General features: G+C 72.8%; 24 protein-coding genes and 1 tRNA gene. 4 read left to right on the forward strand and 21 right to left on the reverse strand.

Annotated elements, in window-relative coordinates:
• Positions 1-40 precede the first annotated feature (40 nt).
• Positions 41-121: transfer RNA gene (locus ACGGAQ_RS01905), tRNA-Leu, on the reverse strand.
• Positions 122-222: 101 nt separating this feature from the next.
• Here ACGGAQ_RS01905 and ACGGAQ_RS01910 point away from each other — a divergent pair.
• Positions 223-2082 carry a hypothetical protein gene (locus ACGGAQ_RS01910; RefSeq protein WP_393043715.1) on the forward strand — a complete coding sequence of 620 codons (1860 nt, stop codon included), beginning with the start codon at positions 223-225 and terminating at the stop codon, positions 2080-2082.
• A 58-nt stretch (positions 2083-2140) separates the two neighbouring features.
• Here the strand turns inward: ACGGAQ_RS01910 and ACGGAQ_RS01915 are convergent, their stop codons facing one another.
• From ACGGAQ_RS01915 to eno, 16 genes are all read right to left on the reverse strand, one after another.
• Positions 2141-3472, reverse strand: a complete 1332-nt coding sequence (locus ACGGAQ_RS01915; protein WP_354854169.1) for an NAD(P)/FAD-dependent oxidoreductase — start codon at positions 3470-3472, stop codon at positions 2141-2143.
• A gap of 103 nt (positions 3473-3575) precedes the next feature.
• Positions 3576-4139 carry a hypothetical protein gene (locus tag ACGGAQ_RS01920; protein WP_393043717.1) on the reverse strand — a complete coding sequence of 188 codons (564 nt, stop codon included), beginning with the start codon at positions 4137-4139 and terminating at the stop codon, positions 3576-3578.
• A gap of 46 nt (positions 4140-4185) precedes the next feature.
• Complete coding sequence (locus tag ACGGAQ_RS01925; protein ID WP_393043719.1) at positions 4186-5628, reverse strand: DUF58 domain-containing protein; 1443 nt, start codon at positions 5626-5628, stop codon at positions 4186-4188.
• The gene (locus ACGGAQ_RS01930; RefSeq protein WP_357573301.1) at positions 5628-6635 is read right to left on the reverse strand and encodes a MoxR family ATPase; all 1008 of its coding nucleotides are present in this window, start codon (positions 6633-6635) and stop codon (positions 5628-5630) included. The genes ACGGAQ_RS01925 and ACGGAQ_RS01930 overlap by 1 nt, the downstream gene beginning before the upstream one ends.
• Positions 6635-7222 carry a hypothetical protein gene (locus tag ACGGAQ_RS01935; protein ID WP_393043721.1) on the reverse strand — a complete coding sequence of 196 codons (588 nt, stop codon included), beginning with the start codon at positions 7220-7222 and terminating at the stop codon, positions 6635-6637. Before ACGGAQ_RS01935 ends, ACGGAQ_RS01930 begins: the two co-directional genes overlap by 1 nt.
• 22 nt (positions 7223-7244) lie before the next feature.
• A complete protein-coding gene (locus ACGGAQ_RS01940; protein ID WP_393043723.1) occupies positions 7245-8054 on the reverse strand; it encodes a DUF4129 domain-containing protein in 810 nt (269 codons plus the stop codon).
• A gap of 20 nt (positions 8055-8074) precedes the next feature.
• A complete protein-coding gene (locus tag ACGGAQ_RS01945; RefSeq protein WP_393043725.1) occupies positions 8075-8815 on the reverse strand; it encodes a uracil-DNA glycosylase in 741 nt (246 codons plus the stop codon).
• Complete coding sequence (locus tag ACGGAQ_RS01950) at positions 8808-9494, reverse strand: dienelactone hydrolase family protein (protein WP_393043727.1); 687 nt, start codon at positions 9492-9494, stop codon at positions 8808-8810. Before ACGGAQ_RS01950 ends, ACGGAQ_RS01945 begins: the two co-directional genes overlap by 8 nt.
• Before the next feature lie 211 nt (positions 9495-9705).
• A complete protein-coding gene (locus ACGGAQ_RS01955; protein WP_393043729.1) occupies positions 9706-10212 on the reverse strand; it encodes a hypothetical protein in 507 nt (168 codons plus the stop codon).
• Positions 10213-10342: 130 nt separating this feature from the next.
• Positions 10343-11356 carry an HAAS signaling domain-containing protein gene (locus ACGGAQ_RS01960; protein ID WP_393043731.1) on the reverse strand — a complete coding sequence of 338 codons (1014 nt, stop codon included), beginning with the start codon at positions 11354-11356 and terminating at the stop codon, positions 10343-10345.
• Positions 11353-11685, reverse strand: a complete 333-nt coding sequence (locus ACGGAQ_RS01965) for a PadR family transcriptional regulator (RefSeq protein WP_234584103.1) — start codon at positions 11683-11685, stop codon at positions 11353-11355. The genes ACGGAQ_RS01960 and ACGGAQ_RS01965 overlap by 4 nt, the downstream gene beginning before the upstream one ends.
• Before the next feature lie 160 nt (positions 11686-11845).
• Positions 11846-12775: an exopolyphosphatase gene (locus ACGGAQ_RS01970; protein ID WP_393045617.1), complete on the reverse strand. Its 930-nt coding sequence runs from the start codon at positions 12773-12775 to the stop codon at positions 11846-11848.
• Positions 12776-12822: 47 nt separating this feature from the next.
• The gene (locus ACGGAQ_RS01975; RefSeq protein ID WP_234584104.1) at positions 12823-13344 is read right to left on the reverse strand and encodes an amino-acid N-acetyltransferase; all 522 of its coding nucleotides are present in this window, start codon (positions 13342-13344) and stop codon (positions 12823-12825) included.
• Complete coding sequence (locus tag ACGGAQ_RS01980; protein WP_393043733.1) at positions 13341-13898, reverse strand: DUF501 domain-containing protein; 558 nt, start codon at positions 13896-13898, stop codon at positions 13341-13343. The genes ACGGAQ_RS01975 and ACGGAQ_RS01980 overlap by 4 nt, the downstream gene beginning before the upstream one ends.
• A 34-nt stretch (positions 13899-13932) precedes the next feature.
• On the reverse strand, positions 13933-14571 hold the full coding sequence (locus ACGGAQ_RS01985) for a septum formation initiator family protein (RefSeq protein WP_354854147.1): 639 nt from the start codon (positions 14569-14571) through the stop codon (positions 13933-13935).
• Between the two features lie 78 nt (positions 14572-14649).
• Complete coding sequence (eno, locus tag ACGGAQ_RS01990) at positions 14650-15933, reverse strand: phosphopyruvate hydratase (RefSeq protein WP_393043736.1); 1284 nt, start codon at positions 15931-15933, stop codon at positions 14650-14652.
• A 213-nt stretch (positions 15934-16146) separates the two neighbouring features.
• Between eno and ACGGAQ_RS01995 the strand changes: the two genes are divergently transcribed.
• Complete coding sequence (locus ACGGAQ_RS01995) at positions 16147-16839, forward strand: hypothetical protein (RefSeq protein ID WP_393043738.1); 693 nt, start codon at positions 16147-16149, stop codon at positions 16837-16839.
• A 19-nt stretch (positions 16840-16858) separates the two neighbouring features.
• On the opposite strand, the gene ACGGAQ_RS02000 is transcribed toward ACGGAQ_RS01995, so the two are convergent.
• The 4 genes from ACGGAQ_RS02000 to mfd form a co-directional block, all read right to left on the reverse strand.
• Positions 16859-18478 carry a DUF885 domain-containing protein gene (locus tag ACGGAQ_RS02000; RefSeq protein ID WP_393043739.1) on the reverse strand — a complete coding sequence of 540 codons (1620 nt, stop codon included), beginning with the start codon at positions 18476-18478 and terminating at the stop codon, positions 16859-16861.
• 90 nt (positions 18479-18568) lie between these two features.
• A complete protein-coding gene (locus ACGGAQ_RS02005) occupies positions 18569-19579 on the reverse strand; it encodes a nucleoside triphosphate pyrophosphohydrolase (RefSeq protein WP_393043741.1) in 1011 nt (336 codons plus the stop codon).
• Between the two features lie 2 nt (positions 19580-19581).
• Complete coding sequence (locus ACGGAQ_RS02010) at positions 19582-20349, reverse strand: hypothetical protein (protein WP_393043743.1); 768 nt, start codon at positions 20347-20349, stop codon at positions 19582-19584.
• A 98-nt stretch (positions 20350-20447) separates the two neighbouring features.
• Positions 20448-24089, reverse strand: coding sequence for a transcription-repair coupling factor (gene mfd / locus ACGGAQ_RS02015; RefSeq protein ID WP_393043745.1), 3642 nt, complete (start codon positions 24087-24089; stop codon positions 20448-20450).
• Between the two features lie 355 nt (positions 24090-24444).
• On the opposite strand from mfd, the gene ACGGAQ_RS02020 reads away from it, so the two are divergent.
• Complete coding sequence (locus ACGGAQ_RS02020; RefSeq protein WP_393043747.1) at positions 24445-25359, forward strand: cyclase family protein; 915 nt, start codon at positions 24445-24447, stop codon at positions 25357-25359.
• Between the two features lie 236 nt (positions 25360-25595).
• Complete coding sequence (locus ACGGAQ_RS02025; protein WP_393043749.1) at positions 25596-26516, forward strand: helix-turn-helix domain-containing protein; 921 nt, start codon at positions 25596-25598, stop codon at positions 26514-26516.
• Positions 26517-26530: the final 14 nt, after the last annotated feature.

A 26530-nucleotide genomic window follows, 5' to 3' on the forward strand; every position in this document is an offset into this window, starting at 1 on the left:
TGGTGATCACGATGGGAACGCGGACGCCGTGGCGGCTGGGTGCCCGGGGCGGGGGTCGAACCCGCACGCCTTTCGGCAGCCGCTTTTAAGGCGGCCGTGTCTGCCGTTCCACCACCCGGGCGGGTGGCACCCGCGCGCCGACACGCACGGTGCAGTGTCACCGTAGCCGGTCCGCGGCGACCCGGCGTACCCCGCCGGGCTGGCCACATTAGGGTCGATGCCGTGAGCAGCGCAGCCCCAACGGCCCCCGACGCCGCCCCTGACCAGGTCTTCCGCCTCGACGATCAGGTCAACCGCCGACCCCGGGCCGTCCGGCTGCTGGCCGCCGTCCGCCGCCACCGGGCGGATCTGCTGGTCGCGTTGGTCTGGGTGGCGCTCGCCGGCTGGCTGACCCACGGCCTGTGGCCCGACCCGGGTGGGCGGACGTTGGCGCTCAACCCCGAGGACCAGACGCTCTACGAGTGGTTCCTGGCGGTCGACGCGCGGGCGCTGCTCGGCGACTTCCACCTGCTCACCGACCGGCTCAACGCCCCGGACGGTGTCAACCTGATGGCCAACACCACGGTCATCGCGCTCGGCGTCGTCTGCGCGCCGATCACCCTCCTGCTCGGCGCGCCCACCACCTTCGCGCTGCTCGCCGCCGCCAACCTGGCCGGCACCGCCCTCGCCTGGTATCTGCTGTTCCACCGGACGCTGCGCGCCCACCGCCTCGCTGCCGCGCTCGGCGGCGGACTGTGCGGCTTCGGCCCGGGCATGATCTCGCAGTCCAACAGCCACCTGCACATGACGGCGCAGTGGCTGGTGCCGGTGATCGTCTGGCTGGTGCTCCGGCTGCTCCGCGCGTCCGACCCCGGCCCCACGACAACCGACGCGGCGGGCCGCGCCCGATCGGTCGGCCCGGACCGACGACGGATGATCAGCTCCGCTGCCGGTCTGGCCGCGGCCGTCACCGCGCAGGTCTTCATCGGCGAGGAGGTCCTCTTCCTCTCCGCCGTCACACTCCTGGTGATGGCGATCAGCTACGCCGTCGCGGACCGGGACCTCGCCCGGCGCGCACTGCCCGGATTCGCCGGCGGGCTGGCGATCGCCGCCGGCCTGGCGCTGCTGGTGCTCGGCTACCCGCTCTGGTTCCAGTTCGCCGGGCCGCAGGGCGTCGCCGACGGGATGTTCAGCCCGGCCTACTTCTCGGCCGACCTCAGCAGCTGGTGGGCGGTCTCCCCGCTGTCGGTCGCCGGCAGCGACGAGGCGTCCCGGCTGACCACCGGCCCCGCCGAATACAACACCTTCCTCGGCTGGCCGCTGCTGCTGATCACCGCCGCCTGCGCGGTCTGGGCCGGCCGGCGCCGGCTGGTGCTCGCCTGCGTGGTGGCGGCGTTGGTGATGGTCGCGCTCTCCCTCGGCCCGGAGGTGGTGCTCGGCGGCACCCGCACCGCGCTGCCCGGCCCGTACGCCCTGCTGGCCGGGTTGCCGGTGGTGGACGGCGCGCTGCCGATGCGGTTCGGCCTGGCGCTGCTCCCGATCGTGGCGACGCTGCTCGTCGTGGCCGTCGACCGGGCACTGCGCGGCACCGGCCGGGCGCGGCGGCTGGTGCCGCTGGCCGTCATCGCCGCCCTGCTGCCGATCTTCCCGACCCCACTGCCGACCGCCGAGCGGCCCGCCGTGCCGGAGTTCATCACCGGCGGGCACTGGCGGCAGTGCGTCCGCCCGGGCGGGGTGCTGGTCCCGGTGCCACTGCCCACCCCCAAGGAACCGTGGCCGATGCGCTGGGCAGCCGCCGCCGACGCCGGGTTCGGCCTGCCCGAGGGGTTCTTCATCGGCCCGTACGGGCGCGGTGGCACCGCCGCCATGGGCACCTTCAAGCAGCCCACCTCGGCCCTGCTGGCCGACGTCGCCCGCCGCGGCGACCAGCCGGCCATCGGCGACGAGCAGCGCCGGCAGGCCGCCCGGGACGTCGACTTCTGGGGCGCGTCCTGCGTGGCGCTGGCCGACGACGCGCCGCACGCCGACAGCCTGCGGGCGACCCTGGAGCAGCTGTACGGCCCGGCCACCCGCGTCGCCGACGCTTGGATCTGGCGGGTCTGACGCCGAGTACCGCGAAAGGGCCCCTCCTGAGCAGGAGGGGCCCTTTCGTTCAGTTTGCTCAGACGCGCGGCGCGCCCACCGGCTGGGACGCCTCGACGAACTCCTCGCGCGGGTCGTGCAGCTGGCCCAGGGCGACGACCTCACGCTTGAGGAAGAACGCCAGCGACCAGTCCACCACCACCCGGACCTTGCGGTTGAACGAGGGAATCCGGCTCATGTGGTACGTCCGGTGCATGAACCAGGCCGGCCAGCCGGTCATCTTGATGCCGTACACCTGGGCGACGCCCTTGTGCAGGCCGAGGCTGGCGACGCTGCCGGCGTGCTTGTGCTTGTAGTTGACCGGCTCGCGGCCCCGGATCACCGCGACGATGTTGTCGGCCATCCGCGCCGCCTGACGCACCGCGTGCTGGGCGCTCGGCGAGCAGAAGTTGCCCGGCTCCTTGGTCAGGTCCGGCACGGCGGCGCAGTCACCGGCGCTCCACGCGCCCTCGATGACCCGGTCACCGTCGACCACCTGGAGGGTGGGAATGCAGGTGACCCGCCGGCGCTCGTCACGCGGGAAGTCCGTCGCGTCCAGCATCGGCGACGGCTTCACGCCGGCCGTCCAGACGATCGTGTCGGACCGGAAGCTGTCCCCGTCGGAGAGCTTGACCACCCCGTCGACGCAGGACTCCAGGCGGGTGTCCAGCCGGATGTCCATGTTGCGCTTCATGAGCTGCTGCACCGTATAGGCGCCCATGTCCCGGTCGACCTCGGGCAGCACCCGCTGGGTGGCCTCGACGAGCACCCAGCGCATGTCCTCCGGCTTCAGCTCCGGGTAGTAGCGCAGGGCGTCCCGGGCCATGTCCTCCATCTCGGCGAGCGCCTCGATGCCCGCGTAACCGCCACCGACGAACGTGAAGGTCAGCGCCGAGCGGCGCACCTCCGCATCCGGGGTCACGGCCGCGACGTCCAGCCGGTCCAACACGTGGTTGCGGAGGTAGATCGCCTCACCGATGGTCTTGAACCCGATGCCCTGTTCGTGCAGGCCCGGAATCGGCAGCGTCCGGGACACCGAACCCGGCGCGACGATCACGTGGTCGTACGCGATCTCCCGGGCCGGGCCGACGATCGGCTGCACGGTGGCCACCTTGCGGTCGTGCTCGACCCGCGTGACCGTTCCCGCCACCACCTTGCACCGGCGCAGCTCCCGCCGCAGCGGCACCACGGAGTGCCGGGGGGAGATGTTTCCCGCCGCGGCCTCGGGCAGGAAGGGCTGGTAGGTCATGTGGGGCTGGGGGTCCACGACGATGACCTCAGCCTCACGGGAGCTGAGCTTCTTTGACAGGCGCAGGGCCGCGTAGAGACCGACGTGCCCGGCACCCACCACAAGGATCCGCTTCGGATTCACGTCATCTATCTTTCCCCGCCCGGCTCAGGTAATCCCGCTCGCGCCCCCCATCTGTGACGGAACACAACCCCTGTGACCTGCATAACTCTCTCGTCTCAGGGGTTCACCTTCGCCGCAGCAGCCAACCCAGCAACGCGACGAGACCCACCGCCACCACCAGCCCCAGCACGGTGACCCACTGATAACCGGCCTCCCCGCCCAGGCCCGCCGCCTGCAACAGCAGCACCCCCAGCACGGCCGTACCCAACAGCACCGCCGCCACCCGCAGCAACCACCGGGTGACCAGCTCCGGATCCACCACCGCGTCATACGGCAGCAGCGCCGCCAGCGCGCACAGGGAGTGCCCCAGATACAACAGCGCGGCGACGGCGAGCAGCCGCCACAACGCCACCGGTCGGCCGTATCCGTCGGTGGCGAGCAGCCAGCCACCGACCATGACCAGCGCCACGAAGGTCGGCCACAGCCGCCGCGGACCCACCGCGGGCAGCAGCGCGGCCACCGCCAGGAGCAGCAGCGGGCGGCCGGTCAACACCTCGGCGGGAAACGCCAGCGCCAGCCCGGCCAGCGCGGTGACGAAGATCGCGGCCCGGACCATCAGCGGAACGGCGCTGATCCGTGCAACAGCGCCCTGAGCAGCCCGAACCCGCCCGGTGATCGCGTCGATCATCTGCACTCACCCTCGATCCGCGCCGGGTACCAGCCCTCTCGACCGCTCACCGGGAACCGACCCTTGGGGCCGTCGCCAGCCGCGCCACGTCCCGCAGCACCTGGTCCAGGCTGCCCGCGCCGGCCCAGCGCACGACGGGCACGCCGTGCTCCCGGAGCTGCCCGATCATGGTTTCCCGGTCCAGCCGCCACAGGCGGTACGCCACCTCGGCCCAACCCCGATCCTTCGGCGGCGTCAGGTTGGCCGGCAGCGTGTCGACGGCCACCACGAACCGGCCGGAGCGGGCCAGCCGCGCCAGCATCTGCGCCGACCGCTCGTCCAGCAGCGGGGTGAGGACCACCACCAACGCGTCCGAGGAGAGCTGCTGCGGGCCGAAGACCTGGTCGTACGGCTCGTGCTGGGACGCTTCGGCGCGCACGTCGAGCAGCCACTCCAGGACGGTCAGGTACTGCCGGCGGCCGGCGGCCGCGCGCAACCGGCGGGCCCCCGGCCCGTACTCCACAAGCGACACCCGGTCGCCCCGGTGCAGGTAGTGCTCGGCGATCGCCGCGGTGGCCCGCACGGTGGTGTCCAGCACCGAGGCGGAGCCGTCCACCCCGCCGGAGCGCCCGGCCTCGGCGAGCACGTCGAGCAGCACCACCACCTCGGCGTCCCGGTCGGAGAGGGTGGCCGCCACGTGCAACTGCCGGGCGCGCAGCGACACCCGCCAGTCGACGCGACGGAGCCGGTCGCCGGGGGCGAAGATCCGTACGCCGGCCAGCTCGCCGCCCTCACCGGGCCGGCGGGAGTGGTGCGCGCCGACCAGGCCAGCGGCGCGGGGCATCGCCTCCACCGCCTCGAACGGTTCGGTACGCGGATAGACCCGCACCGCGACCGGCTCGGTGAACACCGCTCGGGAGACCAGCAGGCCACCCGCCGTGGCGACCCGCGCGCCGGCCGGACCGACCGGGTGCCGGCCCCAGCGCAGCGCCCGGCCGGCCAACTCCAGGTCCACCGCCGCGGCGGCGGGCACCGAGGTCACGAACGGCCGATCGGCGACGGAACGGCCGGTGCCGGCGGACGTGCCGGCAGCGGGTGAGCCGTCGGCGGGCGGGGCATCGTCGGCGGGGCCGGTGCCGGCGAAACCGGCCCGGATGATCCGCAACCACGGCGAGACCCGGGACCGCACCACCACGAGGTCGTAGTCGACCGCGTCCGGGTTGCCGACACTGACCGCGGCCGACACCTCGCCACCCTCGACGAGCGGTCCGTCGTCCCCGGCGGTGATCCAGACCTGGGGCAGCGTCGTGGGCCTGCGGCGCAGCGCGTACGCGGTGCCCAGCGCGAACGGGGCGGCCAGCACGACGAGATCGACCCGCCCCAGCAGGACCCCCGCCACCAGCAACAGGCCGGCGAGCAGCACCGCGCGGCCGAGCGCCGGGGTGGGCGCCCAGCCGGCGGCCGACTCCGGCTCGGTGGATCGCGGCGCGGGCGCGGTCGGGCCGGTCATCAGCGCCGGAGCCCGCCGGCGGCGTAGCTGGGCAGCGCTCCGCTGGCCGGGGCGGGCGTCGCCTCCAACACCTCACCCACCACGAAGGCCGGGTCAACGCGGCGCAGCCACATCTCCGGGCGCAGGGTGATCCGGTGGGCCAGGGCGGGCGCCGCCACCTCCTTGACGTCCTCCGGCACCACGTAGTCCCGGCCGCCGAACACCGCGCGCACCCGGGACAGCAGCAGCAGCGCCAACGAGCCACGCGGCGAGGCGCCGACCAGCACCGACGGATGTTCCCGGGTGGCCGCGGTCAACGACACGATGTACCGGCCGATGGAGTCCTCCACCACCACGTCCTCCAGGGCGGCCTGCATCGCCCGCAGGGTGGCGGCGTCGACGACCGGTTTGATGTCCGCCTCCTCGCGGCGGCGGCCCATCCGACGGCGCAGCACCTCCCACTCCTCCTCGTGCTCCGGATAGCCGAAGGAGACCCGCAGCAGGAACCGGTCCAGTTGCGCCTCGGGCAGCGGGTAGGTCCCCTCGTACTCGATGGGGTTGGCGGTGGCCAGCACGTGGAACGGCTCGTCCAGCTTGTACGTCACGCCCTCCACCGAGACCTGCTTCTCCTGCATCGCCTCCAGCAGCGCGGACTGGGTCTTCGGCGGCGTCCGGTTGATCTCGTCGGCGAGGAGCAGGTTGGTGAACACCGGCCCGGCGCGGAAGGCGAAGTCGCCGTTGCGCTGGTCGTAGAGGAAGGAGCCGGTGACGTCGGCGGGGAGCAGGTCCGGGGTGAACTGGAGCCGGCGGAAGTCCAACCCGAGCGCCTGGGCGAAGGAGCGCGCGGTGAGCGTCTTGCCCAGGCCGGGCAGATCCTCCAGGAGCACGTGCCCACCGGCCAGAATCCCGGCGAGGACCAGCTCCAACGCGTCCCGCTTGCCGACCACGACGGTGCCGACCGCGTCCAGGACGGCCCGGGCCAGGCGACCGACCTCGGCGGCGGGCATGCTCCGGTCCACGTCGTTCATCAGATCTTCTCCAGTTCGGCGACGATCACCGCGAGATCGCGCGGCGACGGGGGGCGGCGGGGCGGGGATTCCAGGAACGTCCACAGCCGGTCACCCAGCAGGGCACGGGCGCGGGCAGGGTCCGACTCGCGGGTCACGGCGTGCTTCAGGCGCAGCCGCTCGTCGGCCAGTTCCGCGAGCCGGGGCAGGATGACCCCGGTGAAGCGTTCGGGTCGCGTCGTGGACCAGTCCAGCGGGAGTTCCCAGCCGTTGATGGCGGCGCGCAGCGCGTCCCGGGCGCCCCAGTTCCAGGTGCCGTCGTCGTCGTACTGATGACGCGGAGCACGGGACATCGCCGCCGGTGGCGGCGCGAGCGCGGCAGCGACCCGGCGCACCGCGGACACCGCGAACACACCGGCCACCAGGATCACCAGCGACACCTGCAGACCGACCGCCCGCAGACCGACGACCAGCACGGCGACCAGGGCGGCGTTGCCGGCCAGGGCCCGGAAGACGCGCCCGGCCCGGCCACCCCGCTCACGCTCGGCCTGCCTCGGCCGCTCCTCCTCGAAGGTGAGCAGGTCGTCGATGCTAGCGCTGCCGCTCACCGTCGCACCATCCCCGGCCGGTTCACGACGACACCTCGGGGGCGCCCGTCGTCACGATGGTGAGTTCACCGCGTAGCCGCCGCAGCGCGGCGCGGGCCTGGTCGCGGGTGCCCTCGTCGACCTCACGCGTGGCGTACCGGGCCTCGCGGTAGACGTGCGCGAACTCGGCCAGCACATCGGCGCTGACGATCGCCGGGACCCCGGTCGACGGGTCACCCCGCAGCAGCCGGGTGACCAGGTCGGTCGGGGTGTCGCCGGGCCGCCGGGGCACACCGGCCGCGGCGGCGGCCTCCTCGAGGCGTACCCAGCAGGCGATCACCGCGACGCGGGGATCGGTTGCCTGGTCGTCCAGCTCCACCAGGCCGGCGTCCAGGGCGGCGACCACCTCGCGGGCGGTGCCCTCGGCCGTACGCCGGGCACGCTGCGCTGGGAGCGCCCGCGAGGTGCGGCGCAGCGCGCCACGGAGCAGGAGCCAGCTGAGATAACCCAGCACCGCGAGGATGGCCAGCCCGAGCAGAACCATCGCCACGGTGGCGATCCACTGCGGGATGTGCGCCTGGGTGGCCTCGCCGGCGTCCCTCGGCTCGACCGGGATCGACGGCGGCGGCGACGGCGTATCCGTCGGGTACTCGGGCACCCAGGGGACGTTCTCCGCGGCCGGCGGGATCTGACTGGCGCCGATCGACGAGTGCGCCGAGGCCAGTGCGGCGGCCGCGAGCAGCGCCGAGACCGCACCCACCGGCCACCATCGGCGCAGCAGGCCGAGCACCGGGCGGACCACACCCGACCCGGCGAGCGGGGACGGCGTGGGCGGGCGTGTTCCGTTCGTCATCGCCACCACCCCACGCGTTCTCAGTCCACTTCGGCCAGCTGCTTGGCCCGGCCGAAGACATCGTCCAACATCCCCGGTGTCAGCCGCCCGGTGAAGGTGTTCTGCTGGCTGACGTGGTAGCAACCGAGCAAGTCCGGCACGGCCGCGCCGGACCAGTGTGCCCCATGACCGAACGCCGGTCGCGGGCTGGGCGGGCGCTGCCCGTACACCTGGCGCAGCACCGGCCACCACGCGGCCCAGGCGAACGCGCCGAGCGCGACCACGACGCGCAGGGTGGGCCGGATCAGCGTGACCTCGCGGTGCAGCCAGGGCGCGCAGGTGTCCCGCTCGTCCGGGGTTGGTTTGTTGTCCGGCGGAGCGCAGCGGACGGCCGAGAAGATGCGGGTGTCGCGCAGCGCCAGCCCGTCGTCGGCGGCGACGCTGGTCGGCTGGTTCGCCAGCCCGGCCCGGTGCAGGGCCGCGAAGAGCACGTCACCCGAACGATCGCCGGTGAAGATCCGGCCGGTGCGGTTGCCACCGTGCGCGGCGGGCGCGAGCCCGAGGATGGCGATCCGCGCGTCGGCGGGGCCGAAGCCCGGCACCGGTCGACCCCAGTACTCCTGGTCGCGGAAGGCGGCCCGCCGGGTGCGGGCCACCTCCTCCCGCCACCGGACCAGCCGTGGACAGGCGAAACAGTCGCTGACCGCCGCGTCGAGGTCGGCCAGGTCCGTCGCCCGCGCGGCGCGGGCGACGACCTGGTCGGGCGTACGCGGCTCAGCCAAGCTTGGCCCGGAAGAGTTCGAGGGTGCGGGCCCAGGCGCTGGCGGCGGAACGCTGGTCGAACGCCTCCGGCCGGTCGTCGTTGAAGAACGAGTGCGAGGTGCCCGGGTAGTCGTAGAGCTGGCAGGTGCCGCCGGCCTCCTCGATGGCCCGGCGTGCGGTCTGCACACCCTCGGCGGCCGAGGTGCCGTCCTCTTCGGAGCAGTGGATGACGGCCGTCTTGCCGGCGTAGTCGACCCAGTCGGGGCGCATCGACTCCCAGGGCAGCACGGGATAGAAGCCGGCGGTGGCGACGATCCGCTCGGAGAGGGTCGCCGACCAGAGGGCGAGGCTGCCACCGGCGCAGAACCCGACGGCGCCGACCTTGCCGGTGACCTCCGGGCGCCCCGCGAGGTAGTCGGCGGCGCCGGCGATGTCCTTCGCCGCCTCGTCCATCCGCATCGCCAGCAGCAGACGCTGCGCCTCGTCCGGCTCGCTGGTGGTCTCACCGTGGTAGAAGTCCGGGGCGAGGGCGACGAAGCCGGCCTCGGCGAACCGGTCCGCGACCGACCGGATGTGCGGGACGAGACCCCACCGCTCCTGGATGACGATGACGGCGGGGCTGGCCGTGCCGCTCGCGGGTATCGCGAGATACCCCTCGCTCGTACCCCCGTTGCTGCGGTAGCTCACCATGTCGCCCATCGGCCGTCCTCCTAGCGGTCAGTCATCGTTGGCTGGTCGCCCAGTGGTCCTACGTGCCGGTAGCCTGCCATGCCGCGCCTCCGCCGGGAAGACGCCGGAACAGTGGCATTCACCTCCTGTTCGCCGGACGGTGACCGGGGTACGCCGACGGCGGCGGGGAACGCTCCCCCACCGCCGTCATCGGTCTCTCAGCTCGGTCTGACCTTTTCGGTCAGGCCTTCTTGGTCAGGCAGAGCACGTACCCCTTCTTGCCCGACTCGATGCTGTAGAAGACGTACCCCTCCTGGTCTTCCTTGAAGAACTCGTTGCAGGTGGTCTCGGCCTTGGCCTGGGCTTCGGTCTGCCCGTCGATCCGACCGACCACGCTGTACGCGGCGTCGGTGGAGGTGCACTCGACGACCTTGGCGCCGTCGACCTCCTCCTCCTTGTCGCCCTTGATCTCGGGCAGTTCCGCGATGCAGTCACCGGCCTTGGCGTCGGCCGTCTCGTCCTTGTTCATGAAGCTGCCGATCGCCGCGCCGAGACCGAACTTCAGGCCGGCGATGACGAGAAACACGACGATCGCGCCGATGATGCCGAGCGCCTTCTTCCCACCGGACTTCTTCGCCTCCGGCTCGGCCGGGGGCGGCGTCTCGACACCCGGCTGAGCGGGCGTCTCGACGGCCGGCTGCTGCGGCGCGGCGTCGGACGCGGGGGGCGGTGCGACCTGCTCTGACACGGGGGTTCCTTCCGAGGGGTGGATGAGCAGACGACACCGTAACGATCATTGATTTCCGGTGTCGTCCCGCTCGCCTCGTCCGTTCAGCTATTTCCCAGCATCGTGTGCATGATCTGGTTCACATCGCCCGTCAGCTCGTCGCGGTCGGGGTCGGGACGCCACTCGGTGTGGCACTCGGCGTCACGCTCGGGCTCGCCGTGCTCGGCGCAGGAGTCGGAACCGACGGGGTCTCGCTCGGTGTCGACGTGTCGGTCGGCTGCGGCTCGATTGTCGGCGGGACGGGCGCTCCGGGGGCGCGCGGGCCGAAGGGCGCCTGGCTCGGACAGTACGGGTACGGGCGCAGCAGCGGGTTGCCGTACTCGTCGACGCGGCCTTCGCAGTCCGGGTAGCCCAGGCGGATCGGATTGCCGTTCTGATCGAACAGCCGGGCGTTCTCCACCAGCCGGCCTTCACTGTCGTAGACGAAGACGTCCCGGACGTTGTCGTACGGGCCGTTGATCGACGTCGGGTCGATGCCGTAGTCGCCGTAGCGCATCCGGTCCTCGGCCTGCATCAGGGCGGAGAGCGCGAAGACCACCAGCACCGCGCTGCCGACCTGCACCGCCGAGCGCGGCCAGCGGGTCAGCTGAGCCGAACGGCGACCGAGCCAGATCGAGGCGAGTACGAAACCGATCAGCATGATCAGGCCGGCCAGCAGCTCACCACCGAACCGGGGCAGCACGCCGAAGCTGCCACCCGTGGTGATCACCGTGACCAGCATCGCCGCCAGATAGCCGCGCACCACCCACCAACCCGGGCGCAGCAGACGGAGGAAGTCGCTGGCCGTGGCGTACCCCAGGGGTGGGCCGAGCCGGGCGTCGATCGCGCGCAGCCGGCCGCGGAGCCGGACCACTGCGGTGGCGACCCGCTGGTCGAGGTTGCGCCCACCGCCCACGCCGACGCCGGCTGCGGCGCGCAGCTCGGCGGCGTACGTCTCCGGCTCACCCAGCCGCTCGACGAGGGTGCCCTCGGCCTCGGCGGCGACCTCGGTGAGATGGTCGGCGAGATCCTCGGTCAGCTCGTTGAGCCGGTCGGGCGGCAGGTCGGCCAGAGCGGCCCGGACCCGCGCCACGTAGTCGGTGATCTCCTGCTCCGTGACGGTCATGCCGCCAGCCCCCGATCGTCGAGCAGAGTGTCCATTGTGGTGGCGAACGAGCGCCAGAGCTTGCCGGAGCGGGTCAACTGGTCACGCCCGGCGGCGTTGAGTGAGTAGTACTTGCGGTGCGGGCCGGTTTCGCTCGGCACGACGTACGTGGTGAGCAGGCCGGCGGCGAAGAGACGGCGCAGCGTGCCGTAGACCGAGGCGTCGCCGATCTCCTCCAGACCAGCCTCGCGGAGCCGGCGCAGGATGTCGTAACCGTAGCCGTCCTCCTCCTTGAGGACGGCCAGGACGGCCAGATCGAGCACGCCCTTCAACAACTGTGTGGTGTCCACGCATTGCACACTAGTGTGCAATGCGAAGTACCGTCAACGATTCCACGCCGACGGACGGGGTTTGGTCTCAGATCAACACGAAATCGCCGATATCGGGGTGTCCGGACCAGCGGGACACCGCGATATCGGCGATGCGAAGTCGATCAAGGCCGCGCGTGGCCTACTGGAGGCTCCAGGCGATGCCGTCGAGGATGTCGTGCTCCGAGGCGACCACCGAGGGCATCCCGGCCAGCTCCATGATCACGCGGAGCACGAGCGCGCCCGCCCCGATCACGTCGGCCCGGCCCGGGTGCATCACCGGAATCTCCAGCCGCTGCGCGCTGGTCCGCGACAGCAGGTCCGCGGTCACCCGCGCCACCGCCTCGTACGACACCCGGGCGTGGTGGATGCGCTCCGGGTCGTACTCCCGCAGGCCCTGGGCGATGGCGACCACTGTGGTGACCGAACCGGCGAGGCCGACCAGGGTGGCCGCCTCGCGGCCGGGCACCGCCGCGAGCGCCCGGTCCACCACGGCGGCGATGTCGGCCTGCGCGGCGGCGATCTGCTCGGCCGTCGGCGGGTCGCCCGCCAGGTGCCGCTCGGTCATCCGGACGCAGCCGATGTCCACGGAGATCGCCGACCGCACGCCGGACGCCCGGTCACCGACCACGAACTCGGTGGAGCCACCGCCGATGTCGACGACCAGGAACGGCTCCAACGCGTCGGCGGGCAGGCCGCGCACCGCACCGGTGAACGACAGCCGGGCCTCCTCGTCGCCGCTGACCACCTCGGGCGGCACCCCGAGGGTGCGCTGCACCATCTCCGTGAATTCGGCGGCGTTGGCGGCGTCGCGGGAGGCCGAGGTGGCGCACATCCGCACCCGCTGGGCGCCCAACTTCTCGATGTCGGCGGCGTACGACGCCAGCGCCACCCGCGTCCGCTCGATCGCCTCCGGCGCCAGCCGGCCCGTCCGGTCCACGCCCTGGCCGAGCCGGACGATCTCCATCCGCCGGGTCACGTCGGTCAGCGGGGCCTGCGGCCCGGCCGACTTCTCGGGCAGGTCGGCGACCAGCAGTCGGATCGAGTTGGTCCCGCAGTCGATGGCCGCCACACGCGTCGTCACCCGGCAACCCTACGACAACCGGCGACCCGCGCCGCTCACAGCCGCAGCAGCATCCGGGTGTTGCCCAGCGTGTTCGGCTTGACCCGCTCCAGGTCCAGGAACTCCGCGACACCCTCGTCGTACGAGCGCAGCAGCTGCTCGTAGACCGGCTGCGGCACCGGAGCGCCGTCGATCTCCCGGAACCCGAACGAGCCGAAGAACCGGGTCTCGAAGGTCAGTACGAAGATCCGCGCGACGCCCAGCTCCCGGGCCGCGTCGATCAGCTCACCCACCAGCCGGTGCCCGATCCGCTGGCCACGGCAGGACGGGTCGACTGCCACCGTGCGGATCTCGGCCAGGTCCTCCCACATCACGTGCAACGCTCCGCAGCCCACCACGACGCCGTCGTCGGGCCGGACCGCCACGCGGAACTCCTGCACGTCCTCGTAGAGGGTGACGGTGGCCTTGCTCAGCAGCCGCCGGTCGTCGGTGTACGTGTCGACCAACCGGCGGATGCCCCGTACGTCCCCGGTGCGGGCACGCCGCACCAGGATCTGCCCCTCGGCCTGCGCTGTCATTCGGCCGAGGGCACGTCGACGCACCTGCCGCTCGCCCACCAGGGCTCGACAAGCGCCAACGTCTCGTCACCGAACGGGTTCACGCCGGGGCCGGCGCCCAGGGCGTGGCCGAGGTGCACGTGCAGACACTTCACCCGGCCCGGCATCCCACCGGCGGAGATGCCGGCGATCTCCGGCACCTCGCCGATCGCCTCCCGGCGGGCCAGGTAGTCCTCGTGCGCGGCCCGGTAGTGGGCGGCCAGCTCCGGATCCGTCGTCAGCCGGTCGGCCATCTCCCGCATCAGCCCGGCCGACTCCAGCCGGCTGCACGCCGCGGTGGCCCGGGGGCAGGTCAGGTAGTACAGCGTCGGGAACGGGGTGCCGTCGGCGAGGCGGGGCGTCGTCTCCACCACGTCGGGCAGGCCGCACGGGCAGCGGTGGGCCACCGCCCGGGTGCCCCGGGGCGTCCGGCCGAGCTGCGCCGCCACCGCGGCCAGGTCGGCCTCGGTGGCCGGCTCCCGCTGCGGCAGGGGTACGGAATCCGCCGCCGACTCCGGCGGTGGTGCGACAGTCACGGTGCTCGTCTCTCCTGGTGTGCTGGTCGGTGGTTCACTTGCCCGGCTGCTGGCTGTCCGCCGCCCGCACACTCGACCAGAGCGTGTCGTACCAGGTCGTCGGACCGGCCGGGGCGCCCGAGCCGGGCGACTTCCCGGCGTCGCGGGCGGCGCCCTCCGGGTCGTTCAGCACCACCATCATCTTCTCGCCCGGCCGGCCCATGAAGAACCGCTCCCGAACCTGCGTCGTGATGTACTCGTCGTCCTTCCACTTCGCGGCCTCGGCGGCGAGCTTGGCGATCTCGGCCTCCTGCGCCGCCTGGGCGGCCTCCATCCGCTCGATGTCGGCCTGCTGGTCCAGGTAGACGCGCACCGGATAGGTGTACGCGAGGGCGAGCGCGATCAACACCGCGCACAGCACCGTGGCCCTGCCGGTGAAGCGACGGGGATGGGGCGCGGCCAGCCGCTTCACGGCGCCGCCCGAGGCCGTACGCCGGGCAGCGGCCGGACGGTTCGCGGAGCGCACGCCCTCGGCGCCCCGGACCGCGCCCGGCGCCCGACCGGCGGCGCCGCGCGGTTCGGCGCGTACGCCGGCGTCCCGGAGCGAGCCACGGGTCGCCCGGCCAGCACCCGGCCGGCCGGACTGACCCGGTCGACGGGCGGGACGTTGACCACCCGGTGTGCGGCGCTGCATCGTCACACCCCTCCCCCGAGGCTCCATGCGTTACAGAGATTGCCGGGAAGCCCCGGGGTGGGGCTTCCCGACCACGTCTCAGGCCGAACGGTAACGCGGGAACGCACCCGCGCCCGCGTAGCGCGCCGCGTCGGCCAGCTCCTCCTCGATCCGGAGCAGCTGGTTGTACTTGGCGACCCGGTCCGAGCGGGCCGGCGCGCCGGTCTTGATCTGGCCGCAGCCGGTGGCCACCGCCAGGTCGGCGATGGTGGTGTCCTCGGTCTCGCCGGAGCGGTGGCTCATCATGCACTTGAAGCCGGCCCGGTGGGCCAGGTCCACCGCGTCCAGGGTCTCGGTCAGCGAACCGATCTGGTTGACCTTGACGAGGACGGCGTTCGCCGCCTTCTCCGCGATGCCGCGGGCGATGCGCTGCGGGTTGGTCACGAACAGGTCGTCGCCGACGATCTGCACCCGGTCGCCGATCGAGGCGGTCAGCGTCTGCCAGCCCGTCCAGTCGTCCTCCGCCAGCGGGTCCTCGATCGACACGATCGGGTACTCGTCGGCCAGCTTCGTGTAGTAGGTGCTCATCTCCTCGGCGGACTTCGCGGCGCCCTCGAAGGTGTAGGTGCCGTTGTCGAAGAACTCCGTGGCCGCCACGTCGAGGGCGAACACGATGTCGGTGCCGAGCCGGTAACCGGCCTTCTCGACCGCCTCGGCGATCAGGTCCAGGGCGGCCGCGTTGGTGGGCAGGTTCGGCGCGAAGCCACCCTCGTCACCGAGCCCGGTGGACAGGCCCTTCTTCTTCAGCACCGACTTCAGCGCGTGGTAGACCTCCGCGCCCGAGCGCAGCGCCTCGCGGAAGGTGGGCGCACCGATCGGCGCGACCATGAACTCCTGGATGTCGACGTTGGAGTCGGCGTGCGCGCCACCGTTGAGGATGTTCATCATCGGCACCGGCAGCAGGTGCGCGTTCGGGCCGCCCAGGTAGCGGAAGAGGCTCAGCTCGGCACTACCGGCAGCCGCCTTCGCCACCGCCAGGGAGACCCCGAGGATGGCGTTCGCGCCCAGCTCCGACTTGCTGTCGGTGCCGTCGATGTCGAGCATCTTCTGGTCGATGAGCCGCTGCTCGCTGGCCTCGTACCCGATGATCTGGTCGACGATCTTGTCTTCGACGTTGGAGACCGCCTTCTCCACGCCCTTGCCCTGGTAGCGGTCGGCGTCACCGTCGCGCAGCTCGATCGCCTCGAACGCGCCGGTAGAGGCGCCGGAGGGCACTGCGGCGCGGGCCACCGTGCCGTCGTCCAGGCCGACCTCGACCTCGACCGTCGGGTTGCCCCGCGAGTCGAGAATCTCCCGGGCGACGATTCCCTCGATGGTTGCCACTGAGTCGCTCCTCGTTGTTGTGATCCGGTCCGTGGGTGGGCCGCGACGGTGCGGCTGAGGCAGGTGTTGAACGCAGCGTATCGGGCCGCGGGATCGGGCACGGCGTCGCCCGCGCACCCGAGTCGCCCCGCACTGACGGACATTCCCGGATTTCCGGGCGTCAACCGGCAACGGGTTTGCGCTGCGCCGACTTGATCCACCAGGCTGGTCGTCATGCCCGCCGCCTCGACCACCCTCCGCATGCTCGCCGTGTCGGTCATCGCGTCGCTCACGGTCACCGGCTGTCAGACATACGAGGACGCCGGCACCGCCCTGGGTCGCTCGGATCTCGTCAACGACCTCGCCGCCCGCCTCGACCGGGCGCTGGAGTTGACCTACTCGGCCGACTACCAGCTGCCCGGCGGCCAGACCGCCGCGATCGTGCAGGCGCAGGATCCGGCCCGCTCCGCGTACACCTACCCGGGTGGGCGGCTCACCGTCACACCGGACGCCGTCACCCGCTGCACGGCGACCGGCGGTCGGATGGCGTGCACGCTCGTGGCGCCACCCACCCCGGGCAGCAAGCCCACCGTGGCGCTCTTCACCGAGGCGAACCGGCAGGGTCTGGTCACCCCGCCGGTGGTGGTCGGGCTGCTGACCGCCGCCGCGCTCGACCCGCAGGCGGTGATCAAGCAGAGCGACACCACGGTCGCCGGGCATCACGCCGCATGCGTCGAGGTGCAGCGCTCGGACGGCGACTTCAGCGCCTGCGTGACCACCGAGGGCGTGCTCGGCAGCTTCCTCGGCTCGGTCGACGGCAAACCGATGGAGCTGGCGTTGAGCAGTTACTCCGAGACGGTGGAGGAGAACGCCTTCGACCCGCCCGCCGGAGCCGGCGTGGTGGACCGTCGACCGGGTGGCTCCTGACCGGCTCGACCGAGCCGGGTCAGATGCCCAGCAGGGTGCGCAGGTGGCGCGGCGGCGGGCAGTCCTGGGCGAGCATCGCGTCGTGCCAGTCGCGCACCGACACCCCGTCCGGGCGGGCTGCGGCGATCTCGGCCATCTCGCTGTACCCGACGAAGTAGGTGGAGAGCTGCGTCGAGGTGAGCAGCGAACGGCGCCACTTGCCGGCCGCCTCGCCCTCCTCCTGGAAGCCGCGCCCGATCATGAGCGCCATCGCCTCGACCTCGGGCAGCTCCTCGGCGTGCACCAACTGGTCGAGCAGGGCGTTGATGGTCATGCGCAGCTGCATCTTGAGCTGCTGCAACCGCACCGGCAGGCCGCCGAAGCCGAGCCCGGCCATCAGCTCCTCGGCGTACACCGCCCAGCCCTCGACGAACGGGCCGGAGCGGGCCAGCGCCCGCACCCGCGTGCCGCCGACGTGCCGCCGGGCGTGGGCGAGCTGGAGGAAGTGGCCGGGCACCGCCTCGTGCACGGTGAGGTTGCGGACCATGTGATCGTTGTATTCGCGGTAGAAGGAGTCCACGCGCAGGGCCGACCAGTCCGCCGGGGTGGGCGCGATGCAGTAGAAGGTCGGCAGGGCGGCGGTCTCCAGCGGGCCGGGCGAGTCGCAGTAGGCCACCGCGACCCCCCGGGCGAACTCCGGCATCTCCTGGATCACGCACCGGTCGTCGACCAGGGTCACCAGGTCGTGCAGGCGGACGAAGTCGGTCGCCTCGTCCAGGGTCACGCCGGCCAGCTCGACGATTGTCGAGTCGTCCGGGTGCTCGGCGGCGAGCACGTCCAGCGCCCGGCGTACCGTCTCGTCGTCGGCCCGGCCACCGACCAGCTCGACGGCCGCGTCGCGGATCTCGGCGGTGACCCGGTCCAGGTTGGCCCAGGCGCGGCGCTGGATCTCGGCGGCCCCCAGCTCGGTGTCCAGGGTGTGCCAGAGCCGCGCCTCCCAGCGGCGGCGGCCCAGTCGCGGGTCGCGGCCGGCGCCCGCGTCGGCGGCCAGGCCGGCGCGCAGCCAGGCGACGAACTCCTCCAGCGCGGCGATCGCGGCGGTGGCCGCCGGCTCGACCCGGTCGAGGGCGCTCGGCGCCTGGGCGAGCAGCGGCGGCAGCTCGTCGCGGATCAGCGCGGCCGTGCCGGTGAACTGCCCGACCGCCGTCTCGGCGTGGATCCGCGGCATGTCCCGCAGCGTCGCGCGGGCGGTGGCGAGGGCATCCGGTACGGCGGCGAGCCGGCCGGCCAGCTGCGTCAACCGCACCTCGGCCGGGGCGTACGAGCGGGCCAGCAGCGGGTGCAGCAGCGGACCGGGGTTGTGGTGCAGCGGATCCCACTCGTGCGACCGGATCTCGGTCAGCTCGAACAGCTCCCGGTCCACGAAGGAGGTGAGCAGCGCGTGATCCACCTGCTCGTCGACGTCCAGCGCGTCGGGGTCCAGTTCGGACAGCGCGTTCGCCGCGTCGGAGAGCATCACCCGATCGGCGGCCAGCGCGTCGGCGGACAGATCCGGCAGCCGATCGTCGAACCGGTGATCACCGGCCGAGGTGGCAACCCCCGGCCGCGACTCCAGCAGAGCCTCGACAACCCGCTCCGCGAGTACCCCAAACTCCTCCACCGGCCCCACCCTACCCAGCCCTCCGCGCCCACCTCGGTGATCAAGAGGTTTGGGTCAGATCCGAGCCGGATTCTGACGCGAACCTCTTGATCACCGAGGGTCGACGGGTGGGGGTGGGGGTGGGGGTGGGGGCTCGGTTTCGGCGGCTCGGACGGCTTGGGCGTAGGCCAGGGTGGCCCGGCGGAGGGCCGCTTCGGGGTCGATACCCGCCTCGCGGGCCGCGACGACCGTTGCCAGCAGGCTCGCGCCCAGTCGCGCTTCGGCGTCCACCTGCGTGGCGGCCAGCGGAGGGGGGACCTCGATGCCGTTGCGGGTGGCGCGTTCCAGGATCTGCGCGGCCAGGGCCAGGGCGGGTTGGCTGAGCGCCACACCGTCCAGGACGGAATCGCGCGCCTTCTCGGCCCGCTTGATCCGCTCCCAGTTGGCGGTGATCTCGTCCAGCGTGCCCGCCTCGGCGCCGGCGAAGACGTGCGGATTGCGCCGGATCATCTTGTCGACCAGGCCACCGGCCACGTCGTCGATGGTCCACCGCTCGCCCTCGGGCAACTCCTGGGCGAGCCGGGCGTGCAGGACCACCTGCAACAGCACGTCGCCCAACTCCTCACGCAGCGAGTCGGTGTCGTCCGCGACCATCGCGTCGTACGCCTCGTAGCTCTCCTCCAGCAGGTAGCCCGCGAGGCTGCGGTGCGTCTGCGCCCGTTTCCACGGGTCGCCGCCCGGCGAGGCCAACCGGTCCAGCACGGCCACCGCGTCGAGCAGCCGGGCCCCCGGCGGGTCCCACGAGCCGTACATCAGCTCCAACTCGGCCAGCCCTGGCTGCCGGGCCAGCCGCAGACCCAACTCCCGGGCCAGGGCCTCGTCGCCGGCCGGGCCGGCCAACCAGACCGCCGTGCCGTGCGCCGCGACCGTGTCGAGCAGCGGCTGTGTCGCCGGGCCGTCCACGACCCGCACCTCGGTGCCCGCCTGACGCACGGCCGTGGTCAACTCGCTCTCCGCGCCCGCCAGGACCGGATGCTGGCGTACGACGTCCCAGGCGGCCGAGGTCAGCAGGCCGGCCGGCAACCGGGGTGAGGTGACCAGCAGGACGATCCGTGCCGTCATGCTCAGCTGGCCGTGCCCTCGGCGTCCGGGTTCGCGCTCGACGGCACCGTGTCCGGGGTGGAGACGTCGGTGACCGTTCCGGAGCCCGCCTCGCCCAGCGGCACGCTCACCGCGGGAGCGTTGCCCTCGAAGGTCAGCACCGGGAACTCCAGCGGCCGGTACCGGGGGTTGACTGTCACGTCGTGGCTCTCGACCGCCTCGACCAGCGACCTGCGGGTCGCGAGCGCGGCGCGCAGCTGGTCGCGCGACTGCTCGCCGTCGAGCTGACGGGCGGCGTCCTCGTCGCTCACGTTGGCCGGGATCTTGGCGGCCTTGCGACCCGCCGCGATCACGTCGGCCAACTCCTTGTCGGTCGGGGCGACCGCCTCGCCGGACGGCACCCCGGACAGGCAGGTGTAGAGCTCGGCGACCGAGCGCACGTACCGGGTGTCGGGCGAGAGCCCGAACTGCTGGGCGGCCTGCTCGGGCGACACCTGGGCGCGCGGCTGGTAGTTCTTCTCCTTGGACACCCGCCCGCACACCTCGCCGAGCACCAGCACGCTGGTCACCTGGGCCGGGCCGGGCAGCGGCGGCCGCTCAGCGGCGGACGGGTCCTCGGCCGGGGGCGTCGGGTTCTTCGCCCGCAGGTCGTCCAGCATGGCGTTGACCGCATCCTGGGTGATGCGGTGATCCCCGACGTAGGCGGCGACACCGGGCTCGGCACGGCAACCGGAGAGGGCGACGATGCCGACCGCCACGGTGGCGACGGCGACAAGACGGCGAGCACGCATGACCGTCACTCTCTCACGCCATCACCCGGCGCTGTGACGCCCCCCACCTCCACCGGCCCGTCCGCCGCTCCCGCTGAACGGCCGGGGCGCCGCGGCGCTCAGCCGGCCGCGGCGACCAGCGGGGCGGGGGCGCCCAGCACGTCGGAGAGCAGTTGCGCGCACCACTCGAGCAGCGCCTGGTCACGCAGCGGCTCGCCGCCGATCCGACGGGTGGTCGGTCGGGGCACGCTGACCTGGTCGGTGGCCTGCTTGTAGACGGCGTCCGGGTGGTAGCGCTTGAGCCGCATCTGCTTCGAGTCGGGCAGCGGCAGCGGCCCGAACCGGATGTGCTTGCCCTGCATGGTCACGTCGCTCAGTCCGTACCGGCGGGCCAGCAGGCGGAACCGGGCCACCGCCACCAGGTTCTGCACCGGGGCCGGCGGCTCGCCGTACCGGTCGGTCATCTCGGCGACGACCTCGCGCAGACGCTCCTCGTCGCGTGCCTCGGCGAGCTTGCGGTACATCTCCAGGCGCAGCCGCTCCACACTCACGTAGTCGTGCGGCAGGTGGGCGTCGATCGGCAGGTCGATCTTGACGTCGGTCTCCTCCTCCGGCCGCTCACCCTTGAACGCGGAGACCGCCTCGCCGACCATGCGCACGTACAGGTCGAAACCGACGCCCTCGATATGCCCCGACTGCTCGCCGCCGAGCAGGTTGCCGGCGCCCCGGATCTCCAGGTCCTTCATGGCCACGTACATGCCGGCGCCCAGCTCGGTGTGCTGCGCGATGGTGGCCAGCCGCTCGTGGGCGTGCTCGGTGAGCGGCTTCTCCGGCGGGTAGAGGAAGTAGGCGTACGCCCGCTCCCGCCCCCGGCCGACCCGGCCTCGGATCTGGTGCAGCTGGGCCAGGCCGAGCAGGTCGGCCCGCTCCACGATCAGGGTGTTGGCGTTCGGGATGTCGATGCCCGACTCGACGATCGTGGTGCAGACCAGGACGTCGAACTCCTTCTCCCAGAAGCCGACCATGACCTTCTCCAGGGCTTCCTCGCCCATCTGGCCGTGCGCCACCGCGACCCGCGCCTCGGGGACCAGCTCCCGCAGCCGCCGCGCCGCCCGATCGATCGACTCGACCCGGTTGTGCAGGTAGAAGACCTGCCCGTCGCGGAGCAGCTCACGGTGGATGGACGCGGCGACCTGCCGGTCGTCCTGCGCGCCCACGAAGGTGAGCACGGGGTGCCGCTCCTCCGGCGGGGTGGCGATGGTGGACATCTCCCGGATGCCGGTGATCGCCATCTCCAGGGTGCGCGGGATCGGGGTGGCCGACATGCTCAGCACGTCGACCGAGGCCCGCAGCGTCTTGAGGTGCTCCTTGTGCTCGACGCCGAACCGCTGCTCCTCGTCGACGATCACCAGACCGAGCTGCTTGAACCGGGTCGCGGTCTGGAGCAGCCGGTGGGTGCCGATGACGATGTCGACGGTGCCGTCGGCGACCATCTCCAGCGTCCGCTCGGTCTCCTTCGGGGTCTGGAACCGCGACAGCTGCCGGATCTGCACCGGGAACTGGCTCATCCGCTCGGCGAAGGTGTTGTAGTGCTGCTGCACCAGCAGCGTCGTCGGCACCAGCACCGCCACCTGCTTGCCGTCCTGCACGGCCTTGAACGCCGCCCGGACCGCGATCTCGGTCTTGCCGTAGCCGACGTCGCCACAGATCAGCCGGTCCATCGGGACGGTCTGTTCCATGTCCCGCTTGACCTCGTCGATCGCGGCGAGCTGGTCCGGCGTCTCCTGCCACGGGAACGCGTCCTCCAGCTCCCGCTGCCACGGGGTGTCCGGGCCGAACGAGTGGCCCTTGGACGCCTTGCGGGCGGCGTACAGCTGGATGAGCTGCGCGGCGATCTCCCGGACCGCCTTGCGAGCCCGCGCCTTGGACTTCTGCCAGTCCGAGCCGCCCATCTTGTGCAGCGTCGGCTGCTCACCGCCCACGTAGCGGGAGAGCTGGTCGAGCTGGTCGGTCGGGACGAACAGCCGGTCGCCGGGCTGGCCCCGCTTGCTGGCCGCGTACTCGATGACCAGGTATTCCCGGCTGGCGCCGTTGACGGTGCGCTGCACGAGCTCGACGTACCGGCCGATGCCGTGCTGCTCGTGCACCACGAAGTCGCCGGCCTTGAGCTCCAGCGGATCGATGGTGTTGCGCCGGCGGCTCGGCATCTTGCGCATGTCCCGCGTCGAGGTGCCCCGACCGCCGGTGACGTCGTTGCCGGTGAGCAGCACGAAACGGGACGCCTCGTCGACGAACCCACTGCCCAGCGCGCCGCAGGAGACGACCAGCTCGCCGGGGGCGGGCGCGGTCGGCACCTCCTCGGTCAGCCGGGCGCCCAGCCCGGCGTCGCGCAGCACCTCCACCGCCCGCTGGGCGGGGCCGTGGCCCTCGAAGACCAGCGCGATCGACCAGCCCTCGCCGGCCCAGCGCTTGAGGTCGTCGACCACCCGCGCCGTCTCGCCGTGGTAGAGCGGGGCCGGCTGCGCGGCGAGGGTCACCGCGATGGCGTCGTCCGGGGTGACCACGGCATGCTCGGGCGCGTCCTCCCAGGGCTGGCGCGTCTCGGCGGTCTCGGCTTCACCCAGACCGAACGGGGACAGCGTCCACCACGGTTGGCCGAGGCTGGCGGCGGTGGCGCGGACCTCGCCCAGGGTGCGGAAGGCGGCGGCGCCGACGTCCACCGGGGCCTGGCCACCGACCGCGGCGGCGGCCCAGCTGGCCTGCAAGAACTCCTCCGAGGTACGCACCAGGTCGTGCGCCCTCGTGCGGATGCGCTCCGGGTCGCACAGCAGGACGTGGGTGCCGGCCGGCATGGCGTCCAGCAGCAGCTCCAGCGAGTCGGGGCCGACCAGCACCGGCGCCAGCGACTCCATCCCCTCCACCGGGATGCCCTCGGCCAGCTTGTCCAGGATCTCGGCCAGCTCCGGGTGCTGCTCGGCGAGCGCCGCGGCCCGCTCGCGGACCGCCGGGGTGAGCAGCAACTCGCGGCAGGGCGGCGCCCAGAGCAGCGGAACCTGCTCGATGGTCCGCTGGTCGGCGACGGCGAAGGTGCGGATCTCCTCCACCTCGTCGCCCCAGAACTCCACCCGGGACGGGTGCTCGTCGGTGGGCGGGAAGACGTCCAGGATGCCGCCGCGCACCGCGAACTCGCCGCGCTTGGTGACCAGGTCGACCCGGGCGTACGCCATGTCGGTCAGCCGGCGGGCGACCTCCTCCAGGTCCGCCTCCTCGCCGGCGGCGAGCTGCACCGGCTCCAGGTCACCGAGCCCCTTGAGCTGCGGTTGCAGCAGTGAACGGACGGGCGCCACGACCACCCGCAGCGGCCCGGTGCCGCCGTGTGCGTCGGTCGACTCGGGGTGCGCGAGGCGGCGCAGCACGGCCAGCCGGCGGCCCACCGTGTCGGAGCGGGGAGAGAGCCGCTCGTGCGGCAGCGTCTCCCAGGAGGGGAAGACCACCACCTGCTCCGGCGGCAGCAGCGCACCCAGCGCGGCGGCCAGGTCGTCGGCCTCCCGGGTGGTGGCGGTCACCGCCAGCACGGGTCGCCCGGCCCCGCCACCGGTGCCGTCGGGGTCGGCCGCGACGGCGGCCACCGCGAACGGGCGCAGCGCCGCCGGAGCGGTGATGTCGAGGCCGTCGACCTGGGCGGCACCGGAGCGCGCCAGGTCACGCGCCCGGGTCAGCCCGGGGTCGGCCAGGGCGGCGGAGAACAGACCGGTGAGCAAGGGAGTCCTTCCAGAAAGTCGACGCACACGACGGCGGCCCCTCGTCCAGTCGGACGGGGGGTGCACGCCAACAAGCCTATCCCCGCCGACCGACAGCCACCCCCTTCCGCCCAGGTCGCGTCGCCCCGCGCCGCGCACCCCCGGCCCGGTCCGCGGCCCGCAGGCCACCCCTCGTCCCAAGATCCACGCAACTTCCCGGAAGTTGCTGCTTCCGGGGCGCGGGAGGCAGCAACTTCCCTGATGTTGTGCGGATCTTGCCGCAGAGGGCGGCGGGCGAGCGCTGACCGGGCCCCGAGGCGGTCGGAAACGGGAAATAGATCTTGACCGCCGCCAGCGGGCGTGGTCGGGTTTCGGGATGGGTGAGCAGTGGCGCGCACAGTTCGACGCGGAGGTGAGCTTCGCCAACGGCGGCGGGCTGCGCACCGAGGGCTTCCGGCTGGACATTCCGGGTCGGGAGATCACCGACGACGATCTAGCGGCGTTGTTCGTCCGGCACCTCGGGCTGCTGATGGTCGCCGAGGTCCGGATCAGCGCGAAGACGATCATCGAGGAGCCGCACAAGGGCGGCCGGGGCGTCGGCGTCGACTCCTCCGGCGCCGATCGCCGGCTGGTCGAGCTGAGCCACGTGATCCGCGACGGGATGACCACCCTGCCGGGGTGGCCCGGTCCTCGGCTCACCGACTGGTTGACCTTCGCGGCGTCCCGCGAGCGGTACGCGCCGGGCATCGAGTTCCACGTCGCCCGGATCGACATGATCGCCAACACCGGCACGTACGTGGACACTCCCGCCCACCGCTGGTCAGGCGGCGACGACCTGACCGGGGTGTCGCTGGACCGCCTCGCCGACCTGCCCGGGGTGCTGGTCCGCGTACCGGCCGGCACCCGAGCCGTGGACCGGCTGATGCTGGCCCCGTACGAGGTGGCCGGGCGCGCGGTGCTGCTGCACACCGGGTGGGATGCGCACTTCGGCACCGAGCGGTACGGCGGGCCGGAGGCGCCGTACCTGACCGGGGACGCCGCCCAGGCGCTGGTCGACGCCGGCGCGGCCCTGGTCGGCATCGACTCGATCAACATCGACGACATGAGCCCGGCGGCCGGAGGCGTACGCCCCGCACACAGCACCCTGCTCGCCGCCGGTGTCCCGATCGTGGAGCACCTCACCGGCCTGGGCGCGCTGCCGCCGAGCGGGTTCCGCTTCACCGCGGCCCCACCGATGGTGGCCGGCATGGGCACCTTCCCGGTCCGCGCCTTCGCCGTCGTCAACCCCTGATCTCCGCCAACTCTCCGACCCGCGGACCCTGGCCGACCAACCGACCTGGGAGCCGCACGAGCCGGGCGACACGGGAACGGGCCGGGGCGACCGAACCGGCCCAGGTCAGCCGGCACCGGCCGGACAAAACCCGCAGAGCCGGGTCGGAGCGATCCGCCGCAAGGGGTGGACCAGGGGTTGGCGAGTGACCAGAATCGATCCGGGTAGTGACGAGGTCGCCGTGCCAAGGGGGGACGATGCCCGCTGAGGGAGTCGGCAGTGATCCGCGTCGCCGCACAACGCCCGCCCGCTGGCGGGTGCTGGGGCATCCGGACGGAATGCTGATCTACCAGGTGCGCTGCATCGTGGAGAACCACGGCTGGACGGAGACGGTCGCGGAGGACCGACACAAGATCATCCTGGGGCGCTCCGGGGCGTACCGACGCCGGCTCAACGGGCGGGTCGAGCTCTCCGACGCCACCTCGATGCTGCTCACCCGGCCCGGCGACGAGATGGCGGTGGCGCACCCGTTCGGCTGCGGCGACTCGTACACCTGCCTGGAGATCGACGCGGCGGTGCTGGCGCAACGGCCGGACGCGGAGCACTGGATGGACCGGGCCGGCTGGGCCGGCACCTCGGATGCCACGCTGGACCTGGCGCACCGTCTGCTGGTGGCTGAGTTCCGGCGCGGGTTGGACGGGTTCGAGATGGCCGAGCGGCTCCAGCGGTTCCTGGCCCGCCTGCTGGGCCACAGCGCCCGCACCTCGGACGACGAGGACGGCGAGGTGGAGCGGGCGGTCCGTCGCCGGCCCGCGACGCTTGCCGCGCACCGACGGCTGGCCGACCGGGCCCGGGAGGTGCTGGCCAGCTCGGGGTTCACGATGGGCCTTGACGAGGTGGCCCGGGAGGTGGGCGCCTCACCGCACCACCTCAGCCGGGTGTTCCAGCGGATGACCGGCAGCAGCCTGACCGCCTACCGCAACCGGCTGCGGGTGCGTGCGGTGCTGGACACCCTCGCCGAGCCCGACGGCCGCCCGCTCGGCGCGCTCGCCAGCGAGTACGGCTTCGCCGACCAGGCACACCTGACCCGGGTGGTCCGCGAGCAGGTGGGTCACCCTCCGGCCAGACTGCGCCGCCTGCTCACCGCGACCGGCGGGGACCCGGCCGCGACAGCCTGAGCCCGGAGGCGGCG

Source organism: Micromonospora sp. NPDC047557 (assembly GCF_043205095.1).
Classification (GTDB): domain Bacteria; phylum Actinomycetota; class Actinomycetes; order Mycobacteriales; family Micromonosporaceae; genus Micromonospora.

Coding starts and splice junctions, on each gene's coding strand:
- ACGGAQ_RS01920 (WP_393043717.1), bottom strand. CDS start 4,139: ATGATCGACGCGATCACCGGGCGGGTTCGGGCTGCTCAGGGCGCTGTT.
- ACGGAQ_RS01925 (WP_393043719.1), bottom strand. CDS start 5,628: ATGACCGGCCCGACCGCGCCCGCGCCGCGATCCACCGAGCCGGAGTCG.
- ACGGAQ_RS01930 (WP_357573301.1), bottom strand. CDS start 6,635: ATGAACGACGTGGACCGGAGCATGCCCGCCGCCGAGGTCGGTCGCCTG.
- ACGGAQ_RS01940 (WP_393043723.1), bottom strand. CDS start 8,054: ATGACGAACGGAACACGCCCGCCCACGCCGTCCCCGCTCGCCGGGTCG.
- ACGGAQ_RS01950 (WP_393043727.1), bottom strand. CDS start 9,494: ATGGGCGACATGGTGAGCTACCGCAGCAACGGGGGTACGAGCGAGGGG.
- ACGGAQ_RS01960 (WP_393043731.1), bottom strand. CDS start 11,356: ATGACCGTCACGGAGCAGGAGATCACCGACTACGTGGCGCGGGTCCGG.
- ACGGAQ_RS01975 (WP_234584104.1), bottom strand. CDS start 13,344: ATGACAGCGCAGGCCGAGGGGCAGATCCTGGTGCGGCGTGCCCGCACC.
- ACGGAQ_RS01985 (WP_354854147.1), bottom strand. CDS start 14,571: ATGCAGCGCCGCACACCGGGTGGTCAACGTCCCGCCCGTCGACCGGGT.
- ACGGAQ_RS01995 (WP_393043738.1), top strand. CDS start 16,147: ATGCCCGCCGCCTCGACCACCCTCCGCATGCTCGCCGTGTCGGTCATC.
- ACGGAQ_RS02005 (WP_393043741.1), bottom strand. CDS start 19,579: ATGACGGCACGGATCGTCCTGCTGGTCACCTCACCCCGGTTGCCGGCC.
- ACGGAQ_RS02010 (WP_393043743.1), bottom strand. CDS start 20,349: ATGCGTGCTCGCCGTCTTGTCGCCGTCGCCACCGTGGCGGTCGGCATC.
- ACGGAQ_RS02020 (WP_393043747.1), top strand. CDS start 24,445: ATGGGTGAGCAGTGGCGCGCACAGTTCGACGCGGAGGTGAGCTTCGCC.
- ACGGAQ_RS02025 (WP_393043749.1), top strand. CDS start 25,596: ATGCCCGCTGAGGGAGTCGGCAGTGATCCGCGTCGCCGCACAACGCCC.